The 24,204-nt window shown below is 63.7% G+C and carries 21 protein-coding genes; 8 read left to right on the top strand and 13 right to left on the bottom strand.

Annotated features, from left to right (window positions below; genetic code table 11):
* Positions 1-13: 13 nt before the first annotated feature.
* On the bottom strand, positions 14-1,150 hold the full coding sequence (locus BJI47_RS18015; RefSeq protein WP_217808559.1) for a TIGR03364 family FAD-dependent oxidoreductase: 1,137 nt from the start codon (positions 1,148-1,150) through the stop codon (positions 14-16).
* Between the two features lie 131 nt (positions 1,151-1,281).
* Here BJI47_RS18015 and BJI47_RS18010 point away from each other — a divergent pair, with 131 nt between their 5' ends.
* Both BJI47_RS18010 and BJI47_RS18005 read left to right on the top strand, forming a co-directional pair.
* The gene (locus tag BJI47_RS18010; protein ID WP_088945028.1) at positions 1,282-2,025 is read left to right on the top strand and encodes a GntR family transcriptional regulator; all 744 of its coding nucleotides are present in this window, start codon (positions 1,282-1,284) and stop codon (positions 2,023-2,025) included.
* On the top strand, positions 2,022-2,717 hold the full coding sequence (locus tag BJI47_RS18005; protein ID WP_254900672.1) for a phosphonatase-like hydrolase: 696 nt from the start codon (positions 2,022-2,024) through the stop codon (positions 2,715-2,717). The genes BJI47_RS18010 and BJI47_RS18005 overlap by 4 nt, the downstream gene beginning before the upstream one ends.
* On the opposite strand, the gene BJI47_RS18000 is transcribed toward BJI47_RS18005, so the two are convergent.
* Both BJI47_RS18000 and BJI47_RS17995 read right to left on the bottom strand, forming a co-directional pair.
* Positions 2,714-3,271: a TetR/AcrR family transcriptional regulator gene (locus BJI47_RS18000; protein ID WP_254900686.1), complete on the bottom strand. Its 558-nt coding sequence runs from the start codon at positions 3,269-3,271 to the stop codon at positions 2,714-2,716. The two genes, BJI47_RS18005 and BJI47_RS18000, sit on opposite strands and share 4 nt — an antisense overlap.
* Positions 3,272-3,371: 100 nt before the next feature.
* On the bottom strand, positions 3,372-5,036 hold the full coding sequence (locus tag BJI47_RS17995; RefSeq protein WP_088945026.1) for a class I adenylate-forming enzyme family protein: 1,665 nt from the start codon (positions 5,034-5,036) through the stop codon (positions 3,372-3,374).
* A 215-nt stretch (positions 5,037-5,251) separates the two neighbouring features.
* Between BJI47_RS17995 and BJI47_RS17990 the strand changes: the two genes are divergently transcribed.
* Positions 5,252-6,568 carry an MFS transporter gene (locus BJI47_RS17990; RefSeq protein WP_088945025.1) on the top strand — a complete coding sequence of 439 codons (1,317 nt, stop codon included), beginning with the start codon at positions 5,252-5,254 and terminating at the stop codon, positions 6,566-6,568.
* Positions 6,569-6,592: 24 nt separating this feature from the next.
* Positions 6,593-7,576, top strand: coding sequence for an NADPH:quinone oxidoreductase family protein (locus tag BJI47_RS17985; RefSeq protein ID WP_088945024.1), 984 nt, complete (start codon positions 6,593-6,595; stop codon positions 7,574-7,576).
* A 112-nt stretch (positions 7,577-7,688) separates the two neighbouring features.
* On the opposite strand, the gene BJI47_RS17980 is transcribed toward BJI47_RS17985, so the two are convergent.
* On the bottom strand, positions 7,689-8,390 hold the full coding sequence (locus tag BJI47_RS17980; protein WP_088945023.1) for a type 1 glutamine amidotransferase domain-containing protein: 702 nt from the start codon (positions 8,388-8,390) through the stop codon (positions 7,689-7,691).
* 37 nt (positions 8,391-8,427) lie between these two features.
* Complete coding sequence (locus BJI47_RS17975; RefSeq protein WP_088945022.1) at positions 8,428-9,900, bottom strand: MFS transporter; 1,473 nt, start codon at positions 9,898-9,900, stop codon at positions 8,428-8,430.
* Between the two features lie 158 nt (positions 9,901-10,058).
* Here BJI47_RS17975 and BJI47_RS17970 point away from each other — a divergent pair, with 158 nt between their 5' ends.
* Positions 10,059-10,370 carry a cupin gene (locus BJI47_RS17970; protein WP_088945021.1) on the top strand — a complete coding sequence of 104 codons (312 nt, stop codon included), beginning with the start codon at positions 10,059-10,061 and terminating at the stop codon, positions 10,368-10,370.
* Between the two features lie 143 nt (positions 10,371-10,513).
* Here the strand turns inward: BJI47_RS17970 and BJI47_RS17965 are convergent, their stop codons facing one another.
* Entirely contained in the window at positions 10,514-12,214 is a 1,701-nt protein-coding gene (locus tag BJI47_RS17965) for an HNH endonuclease signature motif containing protein (RefSeq protein ID WP_088945020.1), read from the bottom strand.
* 63 nt (positions 12,215-12,277) lie between these two features.
* Here BJI47_RS17965 and BJI47_RS17960 point away from each other — a divergent pair, with 63 nt between their 5' ends.
* Positions 12,278-13,279, top strand: a complete 1,002-nt coding sequence (locus tag BJI47_RS17960; RefSeq protein WP_254900671.1) for a hypothetical protein — start codon at positions 12,278-12,280, stop codon at positions 13,277-13,279.
* A gap of 9 nt (positions 13,280-13,288) precedes the next feature.
* Here BJI47_RS17960 and BJI47_RS17955 read toward each other — a convergent pair whose 3' ends face one another.
* Complete coding sequence (locus tag BJI47_RS17955; RefSeq protein WP_088945019.1) at positions 13,289-14,272, bottom strand: NAD(P)-dependent alcohol dehydrogenase; 984 nt, start codon at positions 14,270-14,272, stop codon at positions 13,289-13,291.
* 51 nt (positions 14,273-14,323) lie between these two features.
* On the opposite strand from BJI47_RS17955, the gene BJI47_RS17950 reads away from it, so the two are divergent.
* A complete protein-coding gene (locus BJI47_RS17950; RefSeq protein WP_088945018.1) occupies positions 14,324-14,968 on the top strand; it encodes a TetR/AcrR family transcriptional regulator C-terminal domain-containing protein in 645 nt (214 codons plus the stop codon).
* A 205-nt stretch (positions 14,969-15,173) separates the two neighbouring features.
* Here BJI47_RS17950 and BJI47_RS17945 read toward each other — a convergent pair whose 3' ends face one another.
* Complete coding sequence (locus BJI47_RS17945) at positions 15,174-15,914, bottom strand: trans-aconitate 2-methyltransferase (protein ID WP_088945017.1); 741 nt, start codon at positions 15,912-15,914, stop codon at positions 15,174-15,176.
* Between the two features lie 110 nt (positions 15,915-16,024).
* Between BJI47_RS17945 and BJI47_RS17940 the strand changes: the two genes are divergently transcribed.
* Positions 16,025-16,939 carry an NAD(P)/FAD-dependent oxidoreductase gene (locus tag BJI47_RS17940; protein WP_088945016.1) on the top strand — a complete coding sequence of 305 codons (915 nt, stop codon included), beginning with the start codon at positions 16,025-16,027 and terminating at the stop codon, positions 16,937-16,939.
* A 12-nt stretch (positions 16,940-16,951) separates the two neighbouring features.
* On the opposite strand, the gene BJI47_RS17935 is transcribed toward BJI47_RS17940, so the two are convergent.
* The 5 genes from BJI47_RS17935 to BJI47_RS17915 are packed head-to-tail and all read right to left on the bottom strand — an operon-like array spanning position 16,952 to position 24,195.
* Positions 16,952-19,474 carry a class I SAM-dependent methyltransferase gene (locus BJI47_RS17935; protein ID WP_088945015.1) on the bottom strand — a complete coding sequence of 841 codons (2,523 nt, stop codon included), beginning with the start codon at positions 19,472-19,474 and terminating at the stop codon, positions 16,952-16,954.
* The gene (locus tag BJI47_RS17930; protein WP_176224947.1) at positions 19,471-20,850 is read right to left on the bottom strand and encodes an ATP-binding cassette domain-containing protein; all 1,380 of its coding nucleotides are present in this window, start codon (positions 20,848-20,850) and stop codon (positions 19,471-19,473) included. Before BJI47_RS17930 ends, BJI47_RS17935 begins: the two co-directional genes overlap by 4 nt.
* A 32-nt stretch (positions 20,851-20,882) precedes the next feature.
* Positions 20,883-21,686 carry an ABC transporter permease gene (locus tag BJI47_RS17925; protein ID WP_088945013.1) on the bottom strand — a complete coding sequence of 268 codons (804 nt, stop codon included), beginning with the start codon at positions 21,684-21,686 and terminating at the stop codon, positions 20,883-20,885.
* Positions 21,683-22,621: an ABC transporter permease gene (locus BJI47_RS17920; RefSeq protein WP_088945012.1), complete on the bottom strand. Its 939-nt coding sequence runs from the start codon at positions 22,619-22,621 to the stop codon at positions 21,683-21,685. Before BJI47_RS17920 ends, BJI47_RS17925 begins: the two co-directional genes overlap by 4 nt.
* 26 nt (positions 22,622-22,647) lie before the next feature.
* Entirely contained in the window at positions 22,648-24,195 is a 1,548-nt protein-coding gene (locus BJI47_RS17915) for an ABC transporter substrate-binding protein (protein ID WP_088945011.1), read from the bottom strand.
* Positions 24,196-24,204: the final 9 nt, after the last annotated feature.

Here is a 24,204-nt window from a genome sequence, read left to right as displayed (position 1 = left end):
TGGAGGGTGAAGGTCAGAACGAGTCGAGGACGGTGGGAGCGAGTCCGAGTGCGGTGGTCATACCGATTCCGGAGGTCACCGACACCACCCGGACGTTCGAGGAGGGGGATGCGGTGAGGAAGTCGGTGCGGTCACTGGAGGCGTAGACCCCACGCCACCGGCGCAGGACGGTCAGCGGCGCCCCGAACAGTGATGCGCCCTCGCGTAGAAGTAGCTCGGCGTTGCGTTCGTCGTCGAACGGGGTGTGGGTGCGTGCGTAATGGTGGGTGTCACCGAGGACGATGGCACCGTCGGGACGCTGAGTGAGCATGAGATTCATGACGGTGTCGAGCAATTCGGGTGAATCTTCCTTCACTCGTGCGCGTACCGCCGCGGCGGAAGGCATGGCCGCAAGCCCGTCGTAGCGGAGCATCGACAGTCCGGTGAGTACGGCCGCGTCGATGACGACGTTGCCGGGTGGAGCGACTTCGAGCATCTGGAGGCGGCAGCGTTCGACGTTCCATTCGGCCGCGATGTCAGGGAAGAGTCGGTCGACGTCGTGACCGACGGCGTGCACGATGTTCTGCCCGTGGATCTCACCGCGCGAGGTGTGGACCGCGTTCGCGTCGACGCCGGTTACGTATGTGTTCCAGAAGAATTCGACGCCTTCTGCGGCGAGCCACGCTGCGATCGCCGGCACTGCCTCGCGAGGATCGACGCGGAGGTCGAGGGGCAGGTGCGCGGCGCCGATGCCGCTGAAGGGGCCGGTAGGGACGCCGAGCGTCACCTGTTCGGAACCGCGTTCGGCGGCGAACTCTTCGAGTACTGCCAGCTCGTCCGGTGCACGGGCGAGAACGAGGGTGCCGCATTCACGTACCTCGAAGCCGGCTTTGCGTCCGAGCATCAGCCAACGTTCGCGTGCGGACAGCGCGAGTGTCAGGGCGTGCCCGGATTGTGCTGTGGCGCAGATGTGTCCGAAGTTTCGGAGGGAAGCGCCGACGGCGTGGTCGTCTCGTTCGGCGACAGCTACGGACATACCGCGCAGGACTGCCTCGACGGCATGGGCCAGGCCGACGATGCCGGCGCCGACGACGACGAGGTCGTATCGGTGGTGGGGGGTTCGGTCGATCATCACCTGGGCAACAGTTCCCGCTCGAAGAGTGGCCGTCAACGGTTCAGTGCGAGTTGTTCGAACAAGTTCACCACGCGTTCATATCCGTTGTGCAGCATTGTTTCTGTCAGGTTCGAGTGGCTAGACTGCGCATAGACAAAGTTGTTCAATCATGTTGGAGGCCAGCCTCAGTGTCACTTCCGCTGCATTCCCGCGTCGCCGATGCTCTCCGTACACAGATCGTCGAGGGCACCCTGCCCGTCGGTGCTCCCATGCCTTCGGAGGCAACGTTGTGCACGAGATTCGAGGCCTCACGCGGGACGGTGCGGGCCGCGTTGGCCGCGCTCCGTAACGAGGGGTTGATCGCCGGTGGCCGTGGACGTCCACCGGTGGTGTGCGACACCGCCGTCGGGCAATCCTTCGAGACGTTCATGTCGTTCACCGCGTGGGCGGAGGCGATCGGCCGCAAACCGGGTCAACGCACCCTGGAGATAGCTCGCCGCGCAGCGACTCCGCTGGCCGCAGCAGCACTCGGCCTGGAGGCAGGCACCGCCGTCGTCGACGTGCTCAGGCTCCGGATGCTCGACGGCATGCCCGCGATGCTCGAGCGATCCAGCTTCGTCGAATCGGTCGGACGCACCCTGTTCGACTTCGACCCCGACTCCGGTTCCATTTACGCATACCTGATTAGGCAAGGCGTCGACCTGCACGAAGGCCGGCACACCATCGATGCCGTCGCCGCCACCGACGTCGACGCCGCGCACCTCGACATCGACCCAGGGGCGCCCCTGCTACGCGAAAGACGCAGGGCAGTAGACCTTTCCGGTACACCGCTCGAATACGCCGACGACCGGTACCGACCCGACCGGGTCGCCTTCACCATCGACAACACCCGATCCGCGCACGACCTGCGCATCGTCAAGGAGATTTCGTGACCACCACTCGCTCGTTCGACCTCGCCAGCCTCGATATGGCCGGTACCACCGTGGACGAGGGAGGCCTCGTGTACGAGGTGCTCTCGCGGGCCGTCGCCGATGCAGCCGACTGCCCGCTACCGGCCGAACTGCTGGCCAAGTGGAAGGGGACCAGCAAACTCGAAGCGATCGCCGGTCTACTCGACGGGCTGGGCGCGTCCACCGATCCGAAGTTCGTCGACGAAGTGTTCGAGGACTTTCGCGTTCGCCTCATCGCCGCTTACCGGCAGGCTCCGCCGAAACCGGTGGCAGGCGTGCCGGAGGCGCTGCGTGCATTGCGCGGGCAGGGCGTGAAAGTTGCACTGCAGACCGGGTATTCCGCAGACATCGCCGACGCCATCCTGACCGGAATGGGCTGGACCGTCGGGCCAGGGGAGGGCGACACGGTCGACGCGCTCGTCACCTCGGACCTCGTTGCGGCGAGCCGGCCCGCGCCGTACCTGATCTTCCGCAGCATGGAGGCAACCGGAGTCACCGATGTTCGACGCGTCCTGGTGGCTGGGGACACGCCCAATGATGTTCTCGCCGGGCACAATGCGGGCGCCGGCATCGTCGTCGGCGTGCTCAGTGGTTCGTTCGGCGAGGACGTGCTCAGGAAGTCGCCGCTCACGCACGTGTTGCCGAGCCTCGCCACCGTCGGTCGGCTGCTCTAGACCTCTGCGCGAACACCGACCGCACCCAACGCGATGGAGACATAGCGCTCAGCAATGTCATCGGGGGTCAAACTGCCGTTCGGTCGATACCAAGACGAGATGGCGACGCCCATGTTGATGATTGCTCGCGAGGCTTCGACCGGATACACCGTGGTGAAGACTCCATCGGTGACTCCGCGGTGAATGATGTCGCGAAACAGCTGCTGTTGTTGATCTCTGAGCGATATCACCAATCTATGGCCGACCGCGTCGAGGCTGCGGATCTCGGTCGAACTGATCAGTGCTTCAGCGGTGTTGCAAGCGTGGAACTGGACCCACGCGCGCACCACCGCCTCGAGTTGCTCCACCGGGGATTGCCCGGCGTTTATCAGCGCCGATTGGGTCTGAGCGATAACGGTTTTCAGTGCACTCTCCATGAGGTACTGGAGGATGTGCTGTTTCGATGGAAAGTGGTGATAGATCGACGCTGCAGTCATGTCCGCGTCCCGGGCAATATCTCGTATCGAAGTGCCATGATAGCCGCGGTTTTGGAAGTTCTTCGTGGCCGCCGCGATGATGGCGTCCCGGCTCGTGGTTGTGTCGGGACGAGTTGGGTAGCGGCGAGGGGGAGGGCTCGCTGCGTCCCTTTCGTCGGATTCGGTGCTCGAGGCCGGCCTAGGCATGGCGCGGCTCTCTTCGCAGAATTTTTCCGCTTGCAGTTTTCGGAAGTTCTTCGAGAATTATCACAGAGCGAGGGTACTTGTATGCAGCCATTCGGCCGCGGCAGAACTCGATGATCTCCTCGGGTGAGGCTTTGGTTCCTGGTAGGAGGGAGATGGTAGCCAGCACGGTCTCACCTCGGTATTCGTCGGGAATTCCGCGCACCGACGCCTCCCTCACCGCAGGGTGCTGGTACAGGACGTCCTCGACATCCCTCGGGAAGATCTTGTAGCCGCCTGCGTTGATCATGTCCTTGAGCCTGTCGACGACGAAGAGCCACCCGTCGTCGGTTGTCTTACCGATGTCGCCGGTATGTAGCCAACCGTCCCTGATCGCGTGGGCAGACTCCTCGGGAAGCTGCCAGTAACCCGGTACGACCATCGGACCGGAGACGACGATCTCACCGATCTCACCAGGGCCCAGGTCGTGGCCGTCTTCGAGGTCTACGATCCGCACGCGGGCGCCTGGAACTGGAACGCCGACTGACAATGTGCCGGTATCGGGGTCTGTCGGGGCGTCGACATCGGGTGGTCCAAGATGTGTAGGTGACGTCGTTTCTGTCATGCCGTATGCACCGCGAAGAACCCACCCGGTCGAAGCTCGAACACGGTCGAGGAGTGCCTGGCTGACGGATGCACCCCCGGAGGGTGTCTTCGTCAAGGAAGAAATGTCTGTGCTCGCGAGAGCGGGATTGGTGCTCAACGCAATGAACGCAGTACTCGCTGCGATCATGAATGTGCCTTGCCACCTTTCGATCGCGCGAAGCGTTTCCTCTGCGTCGAACCTGTGCAGAAGTACGAGGGGTACGCCACTGACGATGTGTGCACCGAATCCGGCGATCAGTCCGGTGATGTGGAATACGGGTGCGATGCCGACGATCACGTCGCGTTGCGGATGCAAATCCCACCACTGACTGAATACTGTCGAACTGTGCACCATGGCGCTGTGCAGGTTCATCGCACCTTTGGACGGGCCCGTCGTTCCGGAGGTGTACGTCAGCATCCCGATATCGTCACCACGAGTGTTCAACGGTGGTGGTCGCTGTCCCCGGTAGGTGTTCATCAGAGATGTCCAGTCGAGCGTCTCCGCGAAGCCCTGCTGTCGACCGATAACGGTGGACATCTTCGGTGAGAGAACGGCATCAGGGGTCATGTCGAGGGGGTGCGTGGTGATCACCGTGTGCAGTTGCAGTTCATCTCGAACCTCCGCCACTACGTCGGCGTACAGGCTTTCCATGCAAAGGAGGACCTTTGCCTCGGAATCGGCCAGGTGATGTGCCAACTCCTTGCTCAGTAGCATCGGGTTCACCGCGGTAGGGATCGCCCCGATCTTCCATATGGCCAGCATCGAGACAAGCCATTGAGGATCGTTCTGTAGGTAGATCGCCGCACAGTCGCCGCGACGGAGCCCGTTTTCGAGCAGAGCCGAAGCGAGAGCATTCGCGGCGTCGTCCAGGTCCGCGAACGTCAGTGTCACATCCAGATAATGGACGGCAGGATCGGTCGATCGGGTGTGGACCTGGTGGTCCCACGCTGCCAGCATCGTCGGAAACTGTGTTGTCAATTCTGCTGTTACGCCCTTGGGGTAGTAGATCGCCCAGGGGGTCTCGATGATGTCCATTCGATCGCCTTTCTCTGCCTTGACTGCGTGCGCAGGACTGTTGACCCACCGAGATTGCCACTCGAACGTTCGTTTGTCAAAAAATTGGCAGTAGAGGCTAGGCCAAGCAAAAGATGACTATTTCGAAGAAATGTCCGCAGCAAGATTGACAAACGATCGTTCGGAACACATCATTCTGGATGATCTTGCCCACATGCCCGCTCGAGGAGTTGTAAATGTTCGAAGAACAAACCACGACCATCCAACCGGTGGTCCAGTCGGCAGAAAAAGCGACGAAAGCACGCAGAGCAGCCATCGCAGGCGGCGTGGGGACGCTGATTGAGTACTACGACTTCAGCCTCTACGGCTACATGGCAGTGATCATCGGGCCGCTATTCTTCCCGAGCGATCGACCCGTCACCTCGTTGCTGTCTGCTCTGGCGGTTTTCGGTACCGCCTACCTCGTCCGGCCCCTCGGAGGCCTGGTGTTCGGTCACATAGGAGACCGATACGGGCGCAAGAAAGCCCTGATGGCAACACTGATCTGCATGGGCGCGGGAAGCACGGCGATGGGGCTACTCCCCACACCGTCCCTCATCGGAATCTGGGCCGCGGTCCTTCTCGTTGTGGTGCGTGTAGTGCAGGGGTTCTCCGCTGGTGGAGAAGTCGGCGGGTCCGCGACGTTCATTGCCGAATCGGCGCCGGCGAACCGAAAAGCCACCTATGGCTCTTTCACACCGCTGGGTGCGACAGGTGGTTTCGCCCTGGCCGCCGCAGTGGCAGGCGTTGTTTCTGCCCTGACGAGCGATAGTCAGATGGAATCGTGGGGATGGAGGATCCCGTTCCTGCTGGCACTTCCACTCACGCTGTTCTGCCTCTGGGCGCGCACGCGAGTAGAAGAAACGTACGATTCTGCCGAAACCGACAAGGCTATCCATTCACCGGCCGGTGCGATCTTCCGACGTCAGCCGAGGGCGCTCGCCCAAGCGGTGGCCATCAGTGCCGCAGTCAACGGCACTGCGTACATCGGTCTGACGTACATGACCATCCATCTGGCAAAGCAGCTCGGATACGACGCCACCCCGGTGTACTGGGTAGCGACGATAGCCATCGGCATCTCGGCAGTATGCATGCCGCTGGGGGGAATGCTCGGCGACAAAATCGGGTTGGTGCGACTGATGACCATCGGCTTCGTCGGATACATCGTGCTGACCTACCCGATGATGAGCATCATGCAATCCAGTTTGCTCGTCGCCACCCTTGCCTACGTGGTGATCATGCTGAACACCGTTGCAGCGCAGGTGGGTGCATACACGGTCCTTCCTCAACTCTTCGAGAAGGAATCCCGCTACACCGGAGTTGCTCTTGGCTGGAACTTCGGTGTCATCATCGCCGGTGGCACAGCGCCATTCGTTGCTGTCTGGCTCGTCGAATACACCGGCAACGTGCAATCCCCGGCGTACTTCGTCATTGCCCTTGCGATCGTCGGACTGATCGCCCTCTCGACTATTCGGCACGGTCATACCTCCCGTGCCGACCTGCAAGCAAACTGAACAAACGAAACCAGGAGAAGCATCATGAAAGCATGGCGCATAAACAAACTCGGCGAGCCACGAGAAGTTCTCGTTATCGAGGAGGTGCCCGATCCAGTGCCAGGAGCAGGGCAGCTTCTCGTACAAGTACTCGCTGCACCGGCCAATTTTCCCGATGTGTTGTTGTGCCGAGGCGAATACCAAGTCAAGCCGACGTTGCCCTTCACCCCCGGTGTCGAACTCTGCGGCAGGGTCGTCGCGGTCGGAGACGGCGTCACCAGGTTTGCAGTCGGTGACCGAGTGATCGGCACCCCGACCTTGCCTATCGGTGGCTTTGCCGAGTTGTCCGTACTGGACGAAGAGAATGCGTTTGCCGCCCCCACGTCATTGGACGATGCTGAAGCATCTGCGTTGACTATCGGCTACCAGACAAGTTGGTTCGCTCTGCATCGGCGCACCCAACTGCAGCCCGGTGAGACGCTACTGGTGCACGCCGCTGCGGGTGGCGTGGGAAGTACCGCAGTACAGCTGGGAAAAGCGGCAGGTGCCAAAGTGATCGGTGTCGTCGGCGGTCGAGACAAGGCGGAATACTGTCGCCAACTTGGAGCGGATCTGGTGATCGATCGACGGAGTGAGGACTTCGTCCCACTCGTCAAAGAGTTCACCGACGGCCGCGGTGCCGACGTCGTCTACGACCCCGTCGGGGGCGAGTCGTACATGAAGTCCACGAAATGCATTGCGTTCGAAGGACGTATCCTCATTATCGGGTTCGCCGGCGGCACTATCCAAACCCCCGGGCTCAATCATGCTCTGATCAAAAACTACTCGATAATTGGGCTGCATTGGGGGTTGTACAAGCAGTACAACCAGCAAGCGATGCACGAGTGTCATGCCGAGCTGACCAGACTTGCAGATTCTGGTGCTATCAAACCGATGATCAGTGAGCGGCTGCCCTTTGCTGACGTCGCAGACGGGATTGGACGCCTCGGCGAGGGAAAGACCGTCGGCCGGATCGTATTTCAGTTCTGATTCACCCGACGTGGGAACCGGAGACGAGATCTTCCGCGATCACCAGGATGTTCTTCACCCATGGTTGCACACAGGAACGGAGCCCTTTCGGGCTCCGTTCCTGCACGGTGCGTTACTTCTGGAGTTGCGCGACGATCTTCTCGGCAACTTCGGTGCTCGACTGCGGGTTCTGGCCGGTGACGACGGTGCCGTCGACGACGGAGAACGGTCCCCACGCGGGCCCGACCTTCAGATCGGCGCCAGCGGCGCGGAGTCGGTCCTCGAGCAGCCACGGTGCCTTGTCGGCCAAACCGGCCTGGCGCTCTTCGTCGTTGGTGAACCCGGACATCACGCGCCCGGCGAATGCCCATTCGCCGTCGGGCTTCGTCGCGGAGAGCAGGGCAGCGGGGCCGTGGCAGACCGAGCCGATGATCTTTCCGGTGTCGAGCATCGTGATGAGCAGCTTGCCCAGAACCGGGGAGACTGCGAGGTCTTCCATCGGGCCGTGCCCACCCGGGATGTAGATGGCTGCATAGTCATCGGGTGAGACGTCTTCGAGCTTCAGCGGTGCTGCGAGCTGGTCGTCGAGTGCATCCAGTGCGGCACGCTGGCGAGCGGATTCGTCTGCGCCACCGGTCGATTCGGGGGCGAGGCTGGTTTCGTCGACCGTCGGGCGGACTCCGCCGGGAGTGGCAATGGCGAAGGGGATGCCGGCGTCTTCGAATACGGACAGCGGGCTCAGCAGTTCCTCAGCCCAGAATCCGGTCGGATGGAGGGTTCCGTCGTTGAGGGTCCAGTGGTCCGAGCCGGTGACGACGATCAGTACTGAGGTCATGGTTGTACTTCCGTTCTTGGTTGGCTTGATGTTGCCTTCAACGTCCGTTGACCGTCGACCATTCCGCGGCGAGGGAAGTCGCCCGTTCCTGTTCGATCTCCAGGGCGGTCCGGGTGTCGACGCGTGAACCCGGGCGAGGCAGGCCGACGGCGACGATGACGGCGCTCAGGGTGAGGCCGACGGCGCCGATGACGAAGGCGATGACGTACGAGGACTCCTTCGGCAGCCCGATGGGGAGCAGCTGACTGCTGAGGAGGGTAATGACCACCGCGCTGGCCAGCGAACTGCCGACCGAGCGGGCGATGGAGTTGACGCTGTTCGCAACGCCGGTCTGGTCGGGGCGGACCTCGTCGACGATGAGCGCGGGCATCGCTGCGTAGCCGAGGCTGACTGCACTGTTGATGAACAGCACTCCGAGGATGAGCTGCCAGCTGGCGGTGTGGAGAACGGCGATGAACGTGAAGCCGACAGCGCCGACCAGGGAGGCGAGGATCAAGGTGAAACGGCCACCGAAACGGTGCACGAGGCGTCCGCCGATCGGCGCGACGACCACCCCGGCCAACGCGCCGGGCAGGAGGTAGACGCTGCTGGCGGCGAGGACGCTGGCCGAGAAGCCGTAACCGACCTCCGACGGAGCCTGCACGAACCCGGAGACGCCGAGGAACGAGACGAACATCGCGACGCCGATGAGGAGTCCTGCGGCGTTGGTGATCATGAACGGGCGGTTGGCCAGGAGCGATGGCAGCACGAGCGGCTCGTCGACCCGGCGTTCGATGACAATCCAGAGCGCGAAGACGATCACCGATGCGACGAGGCAGCCGATGGTGGCGGGCGAGGCCCAGCCCCACTCATGGCCTTGCGAGAGCGGGAGCAGCAGTAGCACCAATCCGGCGCCGAGCACTCCGCCGCCGAGCCAGTCGATTTTGCCGCCGCCTGCTGGGCCGTGCTTGGGGACCGTAACCGCTGCCAGCACCAAAGACACCAAGGTGACGGCGAGGGAGAGCCAGAAGATGCGGTGGTAGTCGCCTCCGTCGCGAGTCAGTAGCCCGGTGAGCACCAACCCGATGCCGCCTCCGATGCCGAGTGTGCCGCTGACCACGGCCATCGCGCCGGTGAGCCGCTGCGCGGGTAATTCGTCACGCAGCACCCCGATAGCGAGAGGGAAGAGGCCGAACGACGCGCCCTGCAGAATCCGAGCGAGGATCAGCAGCGGAAGCGAGGTAGTCAGCGCCGCGAGCAGCGAACCCGCCGCGACGACTAGGAGGATGCCGAGGAGTACTGGGCGTCGGCCGCGGACATCACCGAGCCGTCCGAGTATCGGGGTCAGGACCGCGGCGGCCAGCAGATTCGCGGTCACCGTCCAGCCGACCGCTGAGGAGGATGCGTTCAATGCTTTGCCGATGTCTGCCAGTACCGGGATGACCACTGTTTGGAGCAGCGCGACGACCATCACGGTGATGGCGAGCGCCGGGATCAACACTGGACTGGCCTGCTTTTCGGTGGTGCTCATAGGTCTCCTCATGTTTGTGCAGGCGGCGCGATGTCGTTGCACCCGGAAAATAGTAGTTCACAACTATGTTGCGTACAACTGAGGGGACTGTGAGCTGCGCCATGCGCGAGGCGGTAGCGTCCGGTCACCGACTTCGACACATATGGAGGGACGAATAGATGCGATTCGTGACGGCAGGGGACTTCACCGCAGAACAAGCTTGGGGCGCGCAACTGCTCGCGTCCGTAGACAACGCCACTGTCCGACTGCATTGGACCGACAGTGCTTACGTCTGGCACGTCAACGATGGCACCGAAGTGTTCGTCGTCGTCGACGGCGTCGTGGACATGCACTATCGGGACTCGGCGGGCGAACACGTCGAAAGGCTCGTCCCTGGAACGATGTGCGTGGCCGGAGTCGGTGACGAGCACAAGGCGGTGCCGGTCGGGGAGGCACGGATCTTGGTCATCGAGCAGGCCGGCTCGATCTGACGGTTGCTGCCCGGGTAGCTATGGTCTTGTTTTTCGTGCTTCTCCCTATTCTGGCTCTGAATGGGTTGGGGCGCAGCATCTCCTGGCGTCGATATATTGTGGCTGGGTGGCGGCGCAGACCCAGCGCTGAGGTCAATGTTGTTCTATATGGCCGGTTTTCGTCTTCGATGGTAGCTGGGTCTTGGTTTTCGGTGTGGGTCGACGGTGGCTGGCGGGATGACGACGGGGTGGCCGTCGTCGCCGAATGCGACTTCCCATCCGTCGTTGTGGATGGCGCGGTGGCATTCGCTGCAGACGAGGGCGAGGTTGTTCACGTCGGTGGGGCCGCCGTTCCGCCAGAAGACGACGTGGTGGAGCAGGCACCAGTCGGCGGGGCGCCCGCACATCACGCAGCAGCGGTCCCGGAGGATGACGGCGGTGCGTTGGGGGCTTGTGCCGAGGCGGACTCTCCTGCCCATCGCTAGCGGAATCCCGTTGTGGTCGATGATGATCGGGGTCAGGTCGGCGTCGCAGCTCAGGAGTTCGGCGAGGTTTTTGCTGATGGGTCCGGTCCACTCGAGGCGGAAAGGCCAGTCAGGGCTGTCGGCCGTCGGCCCTGCTGCGCTGTTGAAACCTGCGTGGTCTGCTGCTGCGTCGTCGGGACCGGAGGCACTGGCGCCTGGGCAGTCGGTACCTGGGCGGTCCGGACCCAAGGCATTGGCACCTAGACCGTTGGAACCTGGGCTGTTGGGACCTAGGGCATTGGCACCTAGACCGTTGGAACCTGGGCTGTTGGGACCTAGGGCATTGGAACCTGGGCTGTCGGGACCGGAGGAATTGGCGCCTGGGCTGTCGGCGCCGGGGCCGTTGGAACCCGTTCTGTCGGTATCCGCCTCATCGGAAACGGCCGCAGCATTCCCACCCATTCTTGCTTGCGCTTCGGGGGTGAGGAGGTCCCGCAGGTGGACGGTGACGTTCACCTGCGGCCTCGATGCACCGTGCCCGGGGGTGTCTCCGGTGAGGTGTGCGTCGAGTAGGGCGGAGAGCGCGTCGGCCTGGCGTTTCGATGGACTCCGGGTGTCAGGGGTGGCGTCGGGCTTGGGTTGCGGCTTCGACAGCGGTGACAGGACCGCCCGCAGCTTTTCGGCGAGGATCTTGTCGACGTCCCCTCTCAGGGAGGTGCGCCCGTCGGATTGGAGGTAGAGGTCGAACCTATTGAGTGCTGGGTTCTCCGATGCAGGTAGCGGAGGCGGCCCCTCGGGCACACCGTCGGCACCCACCTTCTCTTCGTATTTGTCTTCGGGTTCGACTGTGTCACCGAGCTTTTCCTGCTTTCGGCGTTCGTACTCGCGTCGTTGGCGTTCGCGCTGGGCTTCGTCGTAGCGGGCGCGGGCGTCCTGGGCGACGGCGTGGGCGAGTTCGTGGGCCCGCTTCTGTACCTTCGCTGCGGTCGCGTCGAATGCGACGCCGAGTAGGTCGTCGACGATGTCGGCGATTCGGGTGCTGCCGAGCGTCGGATCGGCGGTGCGGATGTGGGTGTAGCCGTCGTAGATTTCTCTGACGTGCGCGACGTGGATGTCACCGTCCGCGAGGGCCTTCGATGCTGCGGGCCAGTGGGTGAGCCAGTTGGCGGTGTCGAATTGTCGGGCGGCGTTTCCGTCGGCGACGCGGGTTCCGGACGCGAGCCACCGCGTCGGCGTCGAGTATTTGAGGGTGACGTTGAGTCCGCGTCGGGAGAATTCGGCGAGGAGCGCGTATTTCTTTGCAGCGAAGTTGTTTTCGGCGTGGGTGATGGCGCTGATGCCGGACACGATCTCCTGATCGGAGAGTGCGTCTGCGCTGCGAAAGTCCCCCAACTCGTGCATACGAAAAAGATACAACGCCCTACCGACAAGAACTCGCAACCAGCCGGGCGTAGCCTCGACGGCATGCGTCGCTCAGCTGTGTGGCTGCCGCTCGTGGCGGTGGTGTGTAGCTCGTGCAATTATGGATTGCAGATGGTCGGCATCGACACGGTGTCGTTCCGGCCGCCGACGGCCGCCGTGGTTGAGTCCGCGGATTGCTTGTCGCGGGACATCTATACGGCCTTGACCGGTTTGGGGCCCTGGGATTCGGCCATTGCGTCCACGGCGCCGGAAGTAGGTTATCCACCTGCGGGTTTCGAGCCGGTCGCGGCGGTGCGGTGCGAGCGCGGGGTCAGCAGCTCGGGTGAGATGTCGGTGGATTCGGTGCGTCTGCAGGGTGATTTGGGTGCGGTCGCGGACGCGTTCTCGGCTAGTTCGTCGCGGTATGCGGACAATATTTCGGTCGACTGTGTCTTTGCAGTGGAGGTTCCGGCGGGCGTGTGGCTCGTTGATGATGGCGGACAGGCTTTTCGCCCGGCGTGGCCGAGTGCGCCGTGTGGGTTTCAGGATGATCCGTTGGAGCCTCTCGGGATGCTGGACGAGGTGTCGCGGTCCGTCCACCCGTCGGGTGTCGCCGTCGATGCCCTGGGGTGTGGTGGCGCATCGGGTAGCGAGTTCGAGAACACCACTACCGAGGACGTCGATGCGGCCGTGGAACGTGAGCGCGAGGGTGGCCGGATTCGTCCGCCTGCGCTGGCGATGCCGATCAGTGATGTCGGTGCTCTGCAAGTGTGCAGGCATCCCGCCGTGCAGGCGGGGCTGGATGGTAGTTATGTCGTACCGGGATCGACACTTGCGTTGAATCGGTCCGACAGTGCAGCGCTGGCGGTATCGTTCGCGGATGCGCCAGTTGCACAGCCCTGTTCGCTGGAGGCGACGCAAATGGCGTCGACCGTTCTGTTGCGGCCTGATGGCTCGGGTGGAACTCGGGTGTCGTTCGAGCTCGACGGGTGTCATCGTGCCGTCGGATTCGATGGGTTCCGGGAGTTGCCCGACGCGGTCCTCGCAGGTCTGTCTCGTCCCTGACCCGCGGTTTCAGATGGTGATGGCGATCTTCCCGCAGGCATCTCCTGATTGCAGTTCGTCCAGGGCTGCGGGCACGGAATCGAGCGGGTAGGTGCGGTGTACGTGGGGGATGATGTTGTGGCGTTCGATGATGTAGGCGAGGCGCTCCAGCTCCTCGCTCCGGGTGCGCGCTGTCACCACTGCGTAGCGCTGCCGCTCTGGGATCATCCGCACAGCGTTGAAGAGGGACTTCTCGAAGCCTCCGGTCCAGGGTCCGCCGGTTTCGTTTCCAACGAAGGCGGCTGTTCCGTCGTCGGCGAGTATTCGGCGGAGCTGCGGGAGCGGCGTGCCGCCGGCGATGTCGAGGATGGCGTCGTACTTGTGTTGGGTCTTGGTGTAGTCCTCGCGTTGGTAGTCGATGATGTGCTGCGCGCCCCAACTGGTTACGGCTTCGGCCTTCGCTCCGCTGCATACTGCGGTGACCTCGGCGCCCTTGGCGGCGGTGATCGCGACGGCGTAGCTGCCGACCCCGCCGGAGGCTCCGATGATCAGTAGGCGCGTGCCTTGTTCGACGCGGCCGGCGTCGAGTGCTTGGAGTGCGGTGAGCCCGGATTCGGCGAGGACGGCGACGTGCTTGTCGTCGAGTCCGGCGGGTGCGGGTGCGAGGGATTTTGCGTCGGCGATGGCGTATTCGGCCAGTGAGCCTTTCGCGATGCCGAATATCCGTTGTCCCACATGGAGATCGGTGACACCTTTACCCATGGCGACGATGTCTCCGGTGACGTCGAGTCCGGGGATGCGTCGGCGCGGGGCGCGGAGGCCGGTGAAGGGGCGCATCACTCGGGGGAGGCCGGTGAGGAGGTGGACGGTGCCGCGGGAGATGCCGGCCGCTCGTACGTGCACGAGTACTTGGCCGGGCCCGGGGGTGGGGATCGCGGTTTGGCCGAGGACGAGTGTTGCGCTGGTTCCGTAGCGCGGCTGCAGTATCGCGCGCATCGTGTGTGCTTGATCCATCAGCCGACCTCCGGGAAGTTGGTAACGTACAAAGTACGTTACTCTGGAACGATGGGAAAGGCACGCGCTCCACGAAATTCGCTGACGCGAGAACGCGTCGTGGCCTGCGCTGTGACGCTGGCGGATCGTGACGGCGTACCGGCGCTGACGATGAGGGCTCTCGCCGACGAGCTCGGGGTTCGCCCCATGGCGATCTACAACCACGTCGCCAACAAGGAAGATATTCTCGACGCGCTCGTCGATCACGTTTTCGGCGAGGTCTACCTGCCTGTGGCGGACGGGGCGTGGAGGGAAGAGTTGGCGAGTAGGTCGCGGTCTCTTCGGCTGGCGCTCGGTCGGCATTCGTGGGCGACTGCGTTGATGGAGACGCGGGTGCGCCCGGGGGAGGCCACGTTGACCAATCATGAAGCTGTGCTCGATGTGCTTCTGTCGAACGGCTTTTCGCTGTCCGGCGCTGCGCACACTTACGCGGTGGTCGACGCGTTCGTCTATGGTTTCGCGTTGCAGGAGAGCATGCTCGCGAGTATCGACCTTCCGAGTTCGGCACCGGAGATTCGGGATGCGATGGATCTGACGAAGTTCCCACGGATGGCACAGTTCGCCGGCGAGCACGTTATGCAACCGGGGTATTCGTTCGCGGATTCCTTCGAAGTGGGGCTGGCGATGGTCATCGACGGCGCGGGCGCGCTTCGGTGACGACTGTGCTCACAAGGCTTCCGCAGAACGGGGACCACGGCATGGACGATTGCGGGCGACACCCACGTTATGAAGAGACCTGCTCACGATCAGCGGCCCTGTCCCTGTCAGCGGTCCATCGACGCCACCACACCCGGCGACACCACCCCCCCGGATCATTGATGACAGGGGCAAGAAGCCATACCAGGTTTGGCGACCGCAACCCTTAGTTGCTCGATTCGATGACAAACACCCCGGCCCGCTCGTCACCTGTAGCACTGACCCGCAAATTATGTTGTGCTAGTTCGTATTCCAGCGTGCGGGAGTCGATCACGTTCCACAGGTACTCGACGTCCGTCGCGTCGATCTCGTTGCTACCCTCACTCGTTCGGTAGGTCATGTGCCACTTCATGGTTGTGTCATCGATGCGCTCCGCCCACGCAGAGCCGTGGTACGTGCGATTGCCGACCTGTTCGCGTGCCATCTCGAACTCCGGGACGGCAGTCGATGTGGTCGGCTGTTGGAGGTTGATTACCGCGCAGCCCCCGGTCCGCAGCCCTGTGGCAATCACCTGCCAAAGTTTCTCTCGCGCAGAGCGGTCGAGATGGCCGAGAGTATTGATCATGACAAGGGCATCGAACGATTCGGGGAGTCGCGCCGCCGGGAACGGCTGGTTCTCGACCGTCACCCTGGAACGCATGTCGGTATCGGATGCGATGCGATGTAACAAAACAGCGCGGAGGGGACTCGACGGCTCAATCGCCACGATCCGTGCGTTCGGTACCGCATCGCAGATGACACGGATTCCGAGACCGGTACCAGCCCCGAGTTCCACGATCTCTCGAACACCATCGCGGATCCCGGTCAAGGCCTCACTGACGATAGGGGCCATGGATTGCCATGGCCCTGCGCTGAGGAGATCGAGATGGTCGGCAGATCGAATGTACGGGTCTGTATACGCGAACACGTGGGTCCTTCAGGTTGTCCCATCCGACCAGCCAGGCGTCGGCTATCATTGACAATGATAATCACTTGCAACAATAGCGGTCAATTGGCCGTCGATCGGAGATGCTTGCCATGTACGACGTTGTCATCGTGGGCGCAGGTGCAAGCGGGCTCAGCGCAGCGCTGGTGCTCGGGCGCCAGAAAAGGTCGGTCCTGGTGATCGACGGTGGGAAGCCACGCAACGCACCCGCGGCCGAAATGCACATGTACCTCGGCCGCGACGGCGGCGTACCGGCTCAGCTCCTCGCCGACGGGCGCGCCGAGATCGACGCTTACCCGACGGTCGAGCGGGTGGCCGGTCAGGTCAGCGCGGTCGGCGGAGTCGACGGTGCATTCGAGGTGACGATCGGCGACGGGGCACCGCTGCAGGCTCACAAGCTGTTCTTCGCCACCGGCGTCACCGATGTTCCGTGGGAGATCCCCGGCTTGGCTGAACTGTGGGGGTCGGGGGTGTTTCACTGTCCCTTCTGCCACGGATTCGAAACTGACGGACTGACGCTTGGTGTCCTGGCGAACGGTTCGAATGCTGTGCTCGCAGCCTACGTCGCAGACCGGTTCTCCGACGATGTAGTGGTATGCACCGACGGCCCGTCGACCATTCCGGATCCGTTGCGCGCGATGCTGGACAAGGTAGGCGCACAGGTAGTGGAGACTCCGGTTACCCATATCGAAGGCGAACTCGGCTCCCTGACGGTGCATTTCGCCGACGGCTCCGTTCTCGAACGGCAAGCCCTCTATCACCGTGCGCCGACAACTCCCAACACCACACTCACCCGTACGCTGGGGTGCGAGCACTTCGACGACGGTTGCGTGCGGGTCGACGAATTCGGAAAGACTACCGTTCCGGGAGTGTCCGCCGGTGGCGACGCAGCGCACCTTGCCGCGGTGCCCGAGCCAGTGACCTTGGTGGCCTCGGCGGCCGCGGACGGTGTCCGCGCCGCAGTGTGGTTGGAGCAGGATCTGTTCAGCGAGGCATTCGCGAGCTGACGTCCGCCTCTGTCACAGCGTCTGCCCGACGTACAGGCGCTGCGACGGGGCTGCCAGCGGTGTCCCTTCCTCTGGGAGGTCGAGGGACAGACGAATACGGTTGACGGACAGGTAGTGCTGGATGTCGGCACCGGAGAGGAAGACGCTCCCACAGCGCCGGTCGAGCTTACCCGGATGAAGTGCGCCGTTTCGCGGCGAGAGAAGAAACTGCATCGTAAGCAGTACCAGGTAGTGTTCCCGGACGGCCTCGATCACGACCGCGATCCCCGACGGCGCAAGCATGTCACTCAGGGCTGCAACGGATGCCGCCGCGTCCTTTGCACAATGGAGAACATTGGCTGCCACCACCACGTCGAACGAGCGCGCCTCGAGACCCTGAGAAGTCAGTTGGACATCGATGTCGGCGATGGCCGTTCGAAACCCAGGTCGATCACCGAAGCGGTCAGCGGCCGAGGTGGTGAAGAATCGCGAGATATCGGTGAAGAGGTAGTCGATATCCCGGTCGCCGAGTGCAGCGAGCGCCGCCTGTGTTCCACCGCCAGCGCCACCACCCAGCTCCAGAATGCGAAGGGGCCCAGGGCGGGTCCGAGCCGCCTCGGCGATGACCTCGGCGGCGGCCCCGTGCAGGTACCGGTTGCTGATGTTGTTTTCGTCCTTGCTGAGCGAGGTGGTCATGTCACCGTCCGGAAACATCATCGCCTGCGCCGACATTTCATCGCGTAGAAGCGGGCCGAGCGAGGACAACGCTGTCGAGTAGAACTCGGCCATTGCAGACGGATATCCCAGGGAACGGCAGGCGCGCGCGAGCTCTCGGTCGTCCGCATCGTTCGACGCCGTTCGAGAATCGCCCAGGACGAATATGTCGGCACCGCGCATCGATCCGTGTCCTTGCTCGCACAAAACCTCGATCCAGCGACGCAGTATCCATCGGTGCCGATCGGCAACACGAAGTGTCGATGCCACCTCGTCGACGAGCACGGGCACACCCGAGCAGACACCGGCGTCAGAGTGCAGGAAACCTGTCAGGGCACTGAGCGCGATGGCGTCGAGCCGTTCGATTGCGCCCGGCACGCGTGCCAGTGCCGCATCGATGATGGGTTCCGGTGTGCCGGATACCGCGCATCGTCCTGCACGGTCGATCTCGCGTCGTCGACGAGTCGCCGCCACGATGTCGAGGCCGCGACCTGAGGGAAGTTCGACGCGCATGCCAGCCGGACGGGTTGTTCCGGCTCGACGCAGCACCGTGCGCGCGACGTCGAGCATCCGGCTGCGTGCGAACGCGCCGAGCGGTTCGTGAGGAACACCGGTCGCTGGTGGATCGGCGGGGATGATCGCGCCGACGGCAGGGGGCGAGGCCACCCGGAACACGGCGGTATCGGTCGGGTCGATCAACACCACGGCATCCGTCCCGGTCAGGGCCGAGCGCAGTGCCGCGGCGGTGACGGAGCGAGGGATCCCGGCAACAAGAGTGGGTCCGGATTCGACATGGTCTCGCAGCTCCGTCAGCCCGGTTCCGTTGCGATCGAGGCTTTGCCATGACGTCACGGCATGGGGTCCGCCTTCTGCGGGTGCGTCGACGGTGAACACGGCGTCGAACCGGTACCGGGTGAGTTCGGAATCGTCTTGCAACGTCTTCGCGTACGTGAGCACCGAGACCTCGCGGCCCGATGCGGATGCGATGGACGCCAGCGTCGAAGGGTCCACCGACAGTTCACTGTCCGTAGCCGCACGGTGCGCGACCCGGTTGTCGAGAGTTCCGGGGTCACCGTCGGGATTCTTGGCCGTCTCGGCCCAGCGGGCAAAGTCGAGTAGCTGGCCCGAGTGGCGGATGTCACCGACGATAACCGTGCCGCCGGATGCAACGTAGTCGATCGCGTCGAGTACGACGGCTGCGAGATACCGTGTGTCGGGAAAGCACTGCGTGACGGAGTTCAGCAGTATGCAGTCCGGGACGGCGCCGGTGGCTGCGACGGCGTCCTGGACGAGTTGTCCGCGCAGTTCGTGTGCGCCGGCTTTCACGAAGCTGGTCCCGGCAATGCCCTGTGCCGAGAGCCTTTCCACCACATCGCCCGCCACATCGGTACCGACGTATCGCTCGACGTGCGGGGCGAGCCTGCGCATCAGCAATCCGGTTCCACACCCGAGCTCGAGTATGTTCCGCGGATGCTGCGCGAGAACGAGATCAACTGTCCGCTCGACCCATTCGATCATGTGCTCGGCTGGGAGTGGCTCGCCTGTGTCGGTGGCACGCCAGCCCGCCAAATCATCGTCCGAATCATGTTGCTGCGCAGTGCTGTAGGTCCAGTCGTAGACTTCCGTCCAGTGCGTCAGATGTTCGTTGGTGAGCCCGCCGACAATCGCCGAGCCCGCAGCTCTCGTCGTTGCCACGGACTCGTCGGTGACGACGATTCGAAGGCCGTGTTCGCCGTCGCCGTGAATGTCGTCTGTGTCGACACGGGCGACCCAGGGGTGCGCGGAAAGAGTAGCGGCGGCCGCGGTGAGGTCGGTGTGATTGGGCAATCGGGTGTCGGTCATCGTTGTGTTCTCCTCGTGTCCTGTCGAACTTCGTTGATGGATCGGCTGTTCAGCTCGACGACGCGATCAGCGCGGCTGATCAAGTGTTCGTCGTGAGTTGCGGCCAGGACCGCCATCCCGCCGTCGGTGTCGATGTTGGATTCTCTGAGCTCGTCGAGCAGGTCGCTGATCAGGGTTGCCGTGTTGTGGTCGAGCGATGTGGTCATTTCGTCGGCAACGAGGAGTCGCGGGCGACCCGCAAGTGCACGGGCGATGGACACACGTTGGCGCTGACCACCGGATAGTTCGTGCGGTCGGCGACGCAAAGCGGCCGCGGGCACAGCGACGCGGCCAAGAAGGTGTTCTGCCTCGGCGTGCGCGTCCGCCTGTGGACGTAGACGTGTGATCTGCCGCCGGAGGATGCGTTCGATGGTGTGGGTGGGGTTGAGCGCATCTCTCGGGTTCTGACCGACCAGTGCGATGGCGGCGCGGGTGTCCGCTGATCGGTTACCGACCCGGCTGGCCACAGCACGACCGTCGAGCTGCATCGTGCCGTCGAAAGTGTGCAGTCCGCATATCGCGCGCAGCAATGTGGTCTTGCCGCACCCGGACGGGCCGCGCAGAACAACGAGCTCGCCGGTGCCGATGGTGAGGGCCGCTCGAGCCAAGAGCACACGTCCCTGGTGCGTACTGATTCCGAAGCCGGTCAGTTCGAGTGCAGTCCTGCCTGCTCGCGCGGTGCCGTTCGCGCACGTGTGCCGGTGTAAGGCAGCTGGTGCGGTTCGCAGCATTCGATCGCAGACCTCACTCATGCGCCGGTCATGGGTGATGACGACCGTCACGCCGTTGGAGTGCCGCCGGGCGGTGATAGCTGCCAGTACCGGTTCAAGGGAGATATCGTCGAGACCGGAGGTGGGTTCGTCGAGGACCACCAACTCCGGTGAGGCCACCAATGCGCGGGCCACCGCAACGCGCTGGGCCTGGCCACCCGAAAGCCGATGTGGGGGCGAGTCGATCTGGTCAGCGGTAAGCCCTAGTTCGATCAGAATGGCGCGTGCAGATGCGGCTGCGGCATCCCGCGAACAACCGCGCATGCGTGCCGCCTCGGCGACCGAGCGCCACGCAGAGTAGCCGGGATGTAGCGCAGAGGACGGGTCCTGAGCGGCGTAACCGACTGTCCTTCTCCGCCATGCCCTACTCCCGTGCGGGCCCGTGCCGGACCAGTCGATCGACCCGGCGGTGACGGCCAATCCCGCTGGGAGCGCCCCGAGGAAAGCGGAGATCGCAGTGGTCTTGCCCGAGCCGGAAGGGCCGACGAGTGCGACGACCTCTCCGGCTGCGGCGTCGAAGTCGAATCCGCGCAGCGGGGACTGTCCGCGTGTGTCGGTGACCGTCAATCCCCGGACGGTAAGGGCGCAGGGCATCGTGTTCATACCGGGTCCCGCCTAGCGCTCAGCGCCGTCGAGGCGACTGCGATCATCGTTGCAAGTACCGCGAGTGCCACCGCTGGCGCGACGGTCGCCGCAGCGTTCAGTGAAATGCCGGAATAGTTCTCGAGGATCATCGAAGCCCAATCTGCCTGCGGTGGTGACGTTCCCAAGCCGAGCGCGTTGATAGTGGACACTAGTTGCAGGGCGACGATGACCCGCAGTCCGTAGTCGGCCGTGATCACTGCCGTGTGTGACGGCAAGATTTCGTGCACGAGAATGGACGTCAGAGAATCACCGCGCATGCGCGCAACGTCGATGTACGTCGCATGGCGGGCATCGGCGGACACGTCGGCAACGACACGTGCGGTGAGCGGAGCACCCGCCACGACGGTCGCAGCCGTGACCGCGACGGGCATCGGAAGTGTCACGGCCAGGATCAGTCCGACGAGAACGGCAGGGACTGCCAGAAGCAAGTCCGCCCCGGTGCTGACGCCGAGGCCGATTCGACGGCCCGACCACCCGGCCCAGAGGCCGGCCGCAACGCCGACCGACGTCGCGACCGCAGCGGCGACGAGAGCGATAGCAGTCAAAGTCGCTCCGCCCCAGTAGATTCGCGACAGTACGTCGCGTCCGAGCGCGTCTGTTCCGAGAGGGTGGTCGCCGTTCGGCGACGTCCAAGGACTGGCCACTGTCTCCAGCGGGTCGAGATCGGTGAGATAGCGGCCGAACAATGCGAAGACGAGTACCGCAGCCAGCACCAGCATGGCGAGCCGCCGCAGCAACCACCGAGAGCTCCCGATCATGTGGCATCCCTTTTGGTGGTGCGAGCGGCGACGACGTCGGCGACGGTCATACCGACCACTGCCACGGTTGCAGCGAGCATCGAGATTGCCTGTACGACTGGCACATCGCGTGTCGCGATCGAGGTCACGAACAGTTCACCGAGACCGGACAGGCCGAAAATCTTCTCCACCAATGCAGTTCCACCAACGAGGCCGGCGAGAATGAACGACAACACGCGAACGGCCGGAGCCACGACGACAGGAAAAAGGTAGGACCCGGCCAACCGCATGCGGCCAACGCCACGCATCCGAGCATCGACGATGTATGCCGTCGCCGCGGCGTCGACCAGCGGCCCACGCAGCATCAGCGCTCCATACGCGCTCGCGGGTAGGGCCAGGGTCAGCGCCGGTAACAGCAACAAATCCAGATGAGCCAGCGGTGACTCATCACGGGGCAGAAGGGAGACGGGTGGGACGAGTCCCGCCCACCCGGACAGGATCGCGGCACCGAGAGCCGCAACCACGATCTGTGGAAGTGCCGCAACGGCCGTCATCGCGGCCACTCCGGCCGATCGACGCCCCGCACCGTGCGAAGTGAGCACCGCAAGAACTCCCATCAGCGGGATGACAATGACGAGAGCGACGAACACGATGCTCGCGGACACCGCCAACCGGTTGCCGAGCATGGACGCCACGCTCCGGCCCGTGCTTGTCGACGTGCCGAGATCACCAGTGGCTATCCTTCTCAGCCATGCGAAATAGCGAGCAGTGAGTGGATCGTCGAGACCGGACGCGGAACGCGTCGTAGACAGTTGTTCGGGCGTTATGCGCCCCGCCGCGCGCAGTGAGACGGCGTCACCGGGAAGAAGAGCGATGACGGCGAAGACGATGATCGAGACTGCCACGAGTACTACGGCTGCGCGCGCCGCTGAAGCAAGCGCCGCGCACAGCCGCAACCCATTCGAATCGGGTGATGAAGGTATCAATCGAGGAGCTCGACCTGGTCGATGAACGCACTGGCGAATCCGATACCTTCGGGCACTCCGGTCACTCCAGGTGCCGCGAGGTCGAGGCGGTCCGAGGCTGCCCAGATGGCGTACCCGCCCTCGTCGCGGAGGGTGGTCATCAGCTCGGCGACGCCCTCGTTGCGGGTCGTGTCGTTGGGCTCGGCGACGGTCTCGGCAAGCTCCGCCGACCACGCGGGATCGCTCCACGCCGTCTCGTTGGTCGGTGCATTCGGACGCAGGACCACCTGGGTGATGTCGAAGAAAGGAATGCCGCCGAGGTAGCTGACGTAGAAGGGGCGTTGGGCGTACACGTCGTGGAAATATGTATCCGGGGGCGAGAGCTCGACGTTCACCCGGATGCCGATGTCGGCGAGCTGCTGACCGATGAGCGTTGCAGCACTGTCCATTCCGGGGTACGCGGTGGTGCTGTTCAGTGTGACGTCGACGCCGTCTGCCAGACCGGCCTCGGTCATCAGTTCGCGCGCACGATCGAGATCACGGGTCCGCTGCGGAAGATCGGGCGCGGCCGGGTCCTGCGGACTGATGAGATCATTACCGAGTTGTCCTTGACCCAGGAACGCGACATCCAGTAGCTGCTCGCGGTCGAGGGCATTGCGGACGGCTTCGCGGACACGGTTGTCGTCGAAGGGTGCTGTGTCGGTGCGCATCACCAGGGGGTAGAGAGTTGCGCCCGGGTGGCGAACCACGTCGATGTCCGATTCATCGCCGAGCCCGACGACCGCCGACGCAGGGACTCCGGCGGCCAGGTCGGCTTGCCCCGACATGACGGCCTCGGCCCTGGCCTGCGGATCCGGGATCGCTCGCATCTCGATGGTGCCCATCGGAGGAACGGGGCCCCACCAGTCGTTGTTGCGCTCGAACACCTCTACCTGACCGTCTGTGGCGGCCGGACGGAACGGGCCCGATCCCGGGACCAATTCGGTGAAGTCGGCGCTGCCCTCGGGCACGACGAAGGTCGATCCTTCCAGCGCCTGACCGACCTCCGCATACGGTTCTTTGGTGCGCAACGAGAGTGTCGTCTCTGATGTCGCCTCGGAGGCCGCGAGATCGAAACGCTCCATGCGTCCGGAGTTTTCTGCGGACTTCTCGCCCATCCGGCGCAAGGAGAACAGTGCATCTGCGGCGGTGACCTTGCTGCCGTCGGAGAACGTCGCGTCGTCACGCAGCGTGATGGTCCACTCGGTCAACGTCTCGTCCGGTTCCCAGGATGCGGCCAGGCGCGGTTGCGTCTGTCCGTCGGCACCGGGAATGGTCAAGGGGTCGTAGGTCAGGGCCATTCGGACCACGTCACTCTCTGCGGGCAGGAGTCCGTGCGGGTCGTAGGTGCTCAAGGCCGACGAACCCGGTGCGACATAACGGAGGACGTCGGACGAACCGACTTCACTGCCGCTGGTATTCGGGTCTTCCGAGGTCGCGCAACCGGTCAACACTGCGACCGACGCGGCCAGCGCTGTGGCCGCGCGAAGCGGAGTCGATGGAGAACGATGGGTGCGATATCGCATGAGTTTCTT

This window comes from Rhodococcus sp. 1168, assembly GCF_002091955.1.
In the GTDB taxonomy this organism is placed as follows: Bacteria; Actinomycetota; Actinomycetes; order Mycobacteriales; family Mycobacteriaceae; genus Rhodococcoides.
Note: the sequence above shows the minus strand (reverse complement) of the source record. Positions and strands in the feature narration are given on the sequence as shown.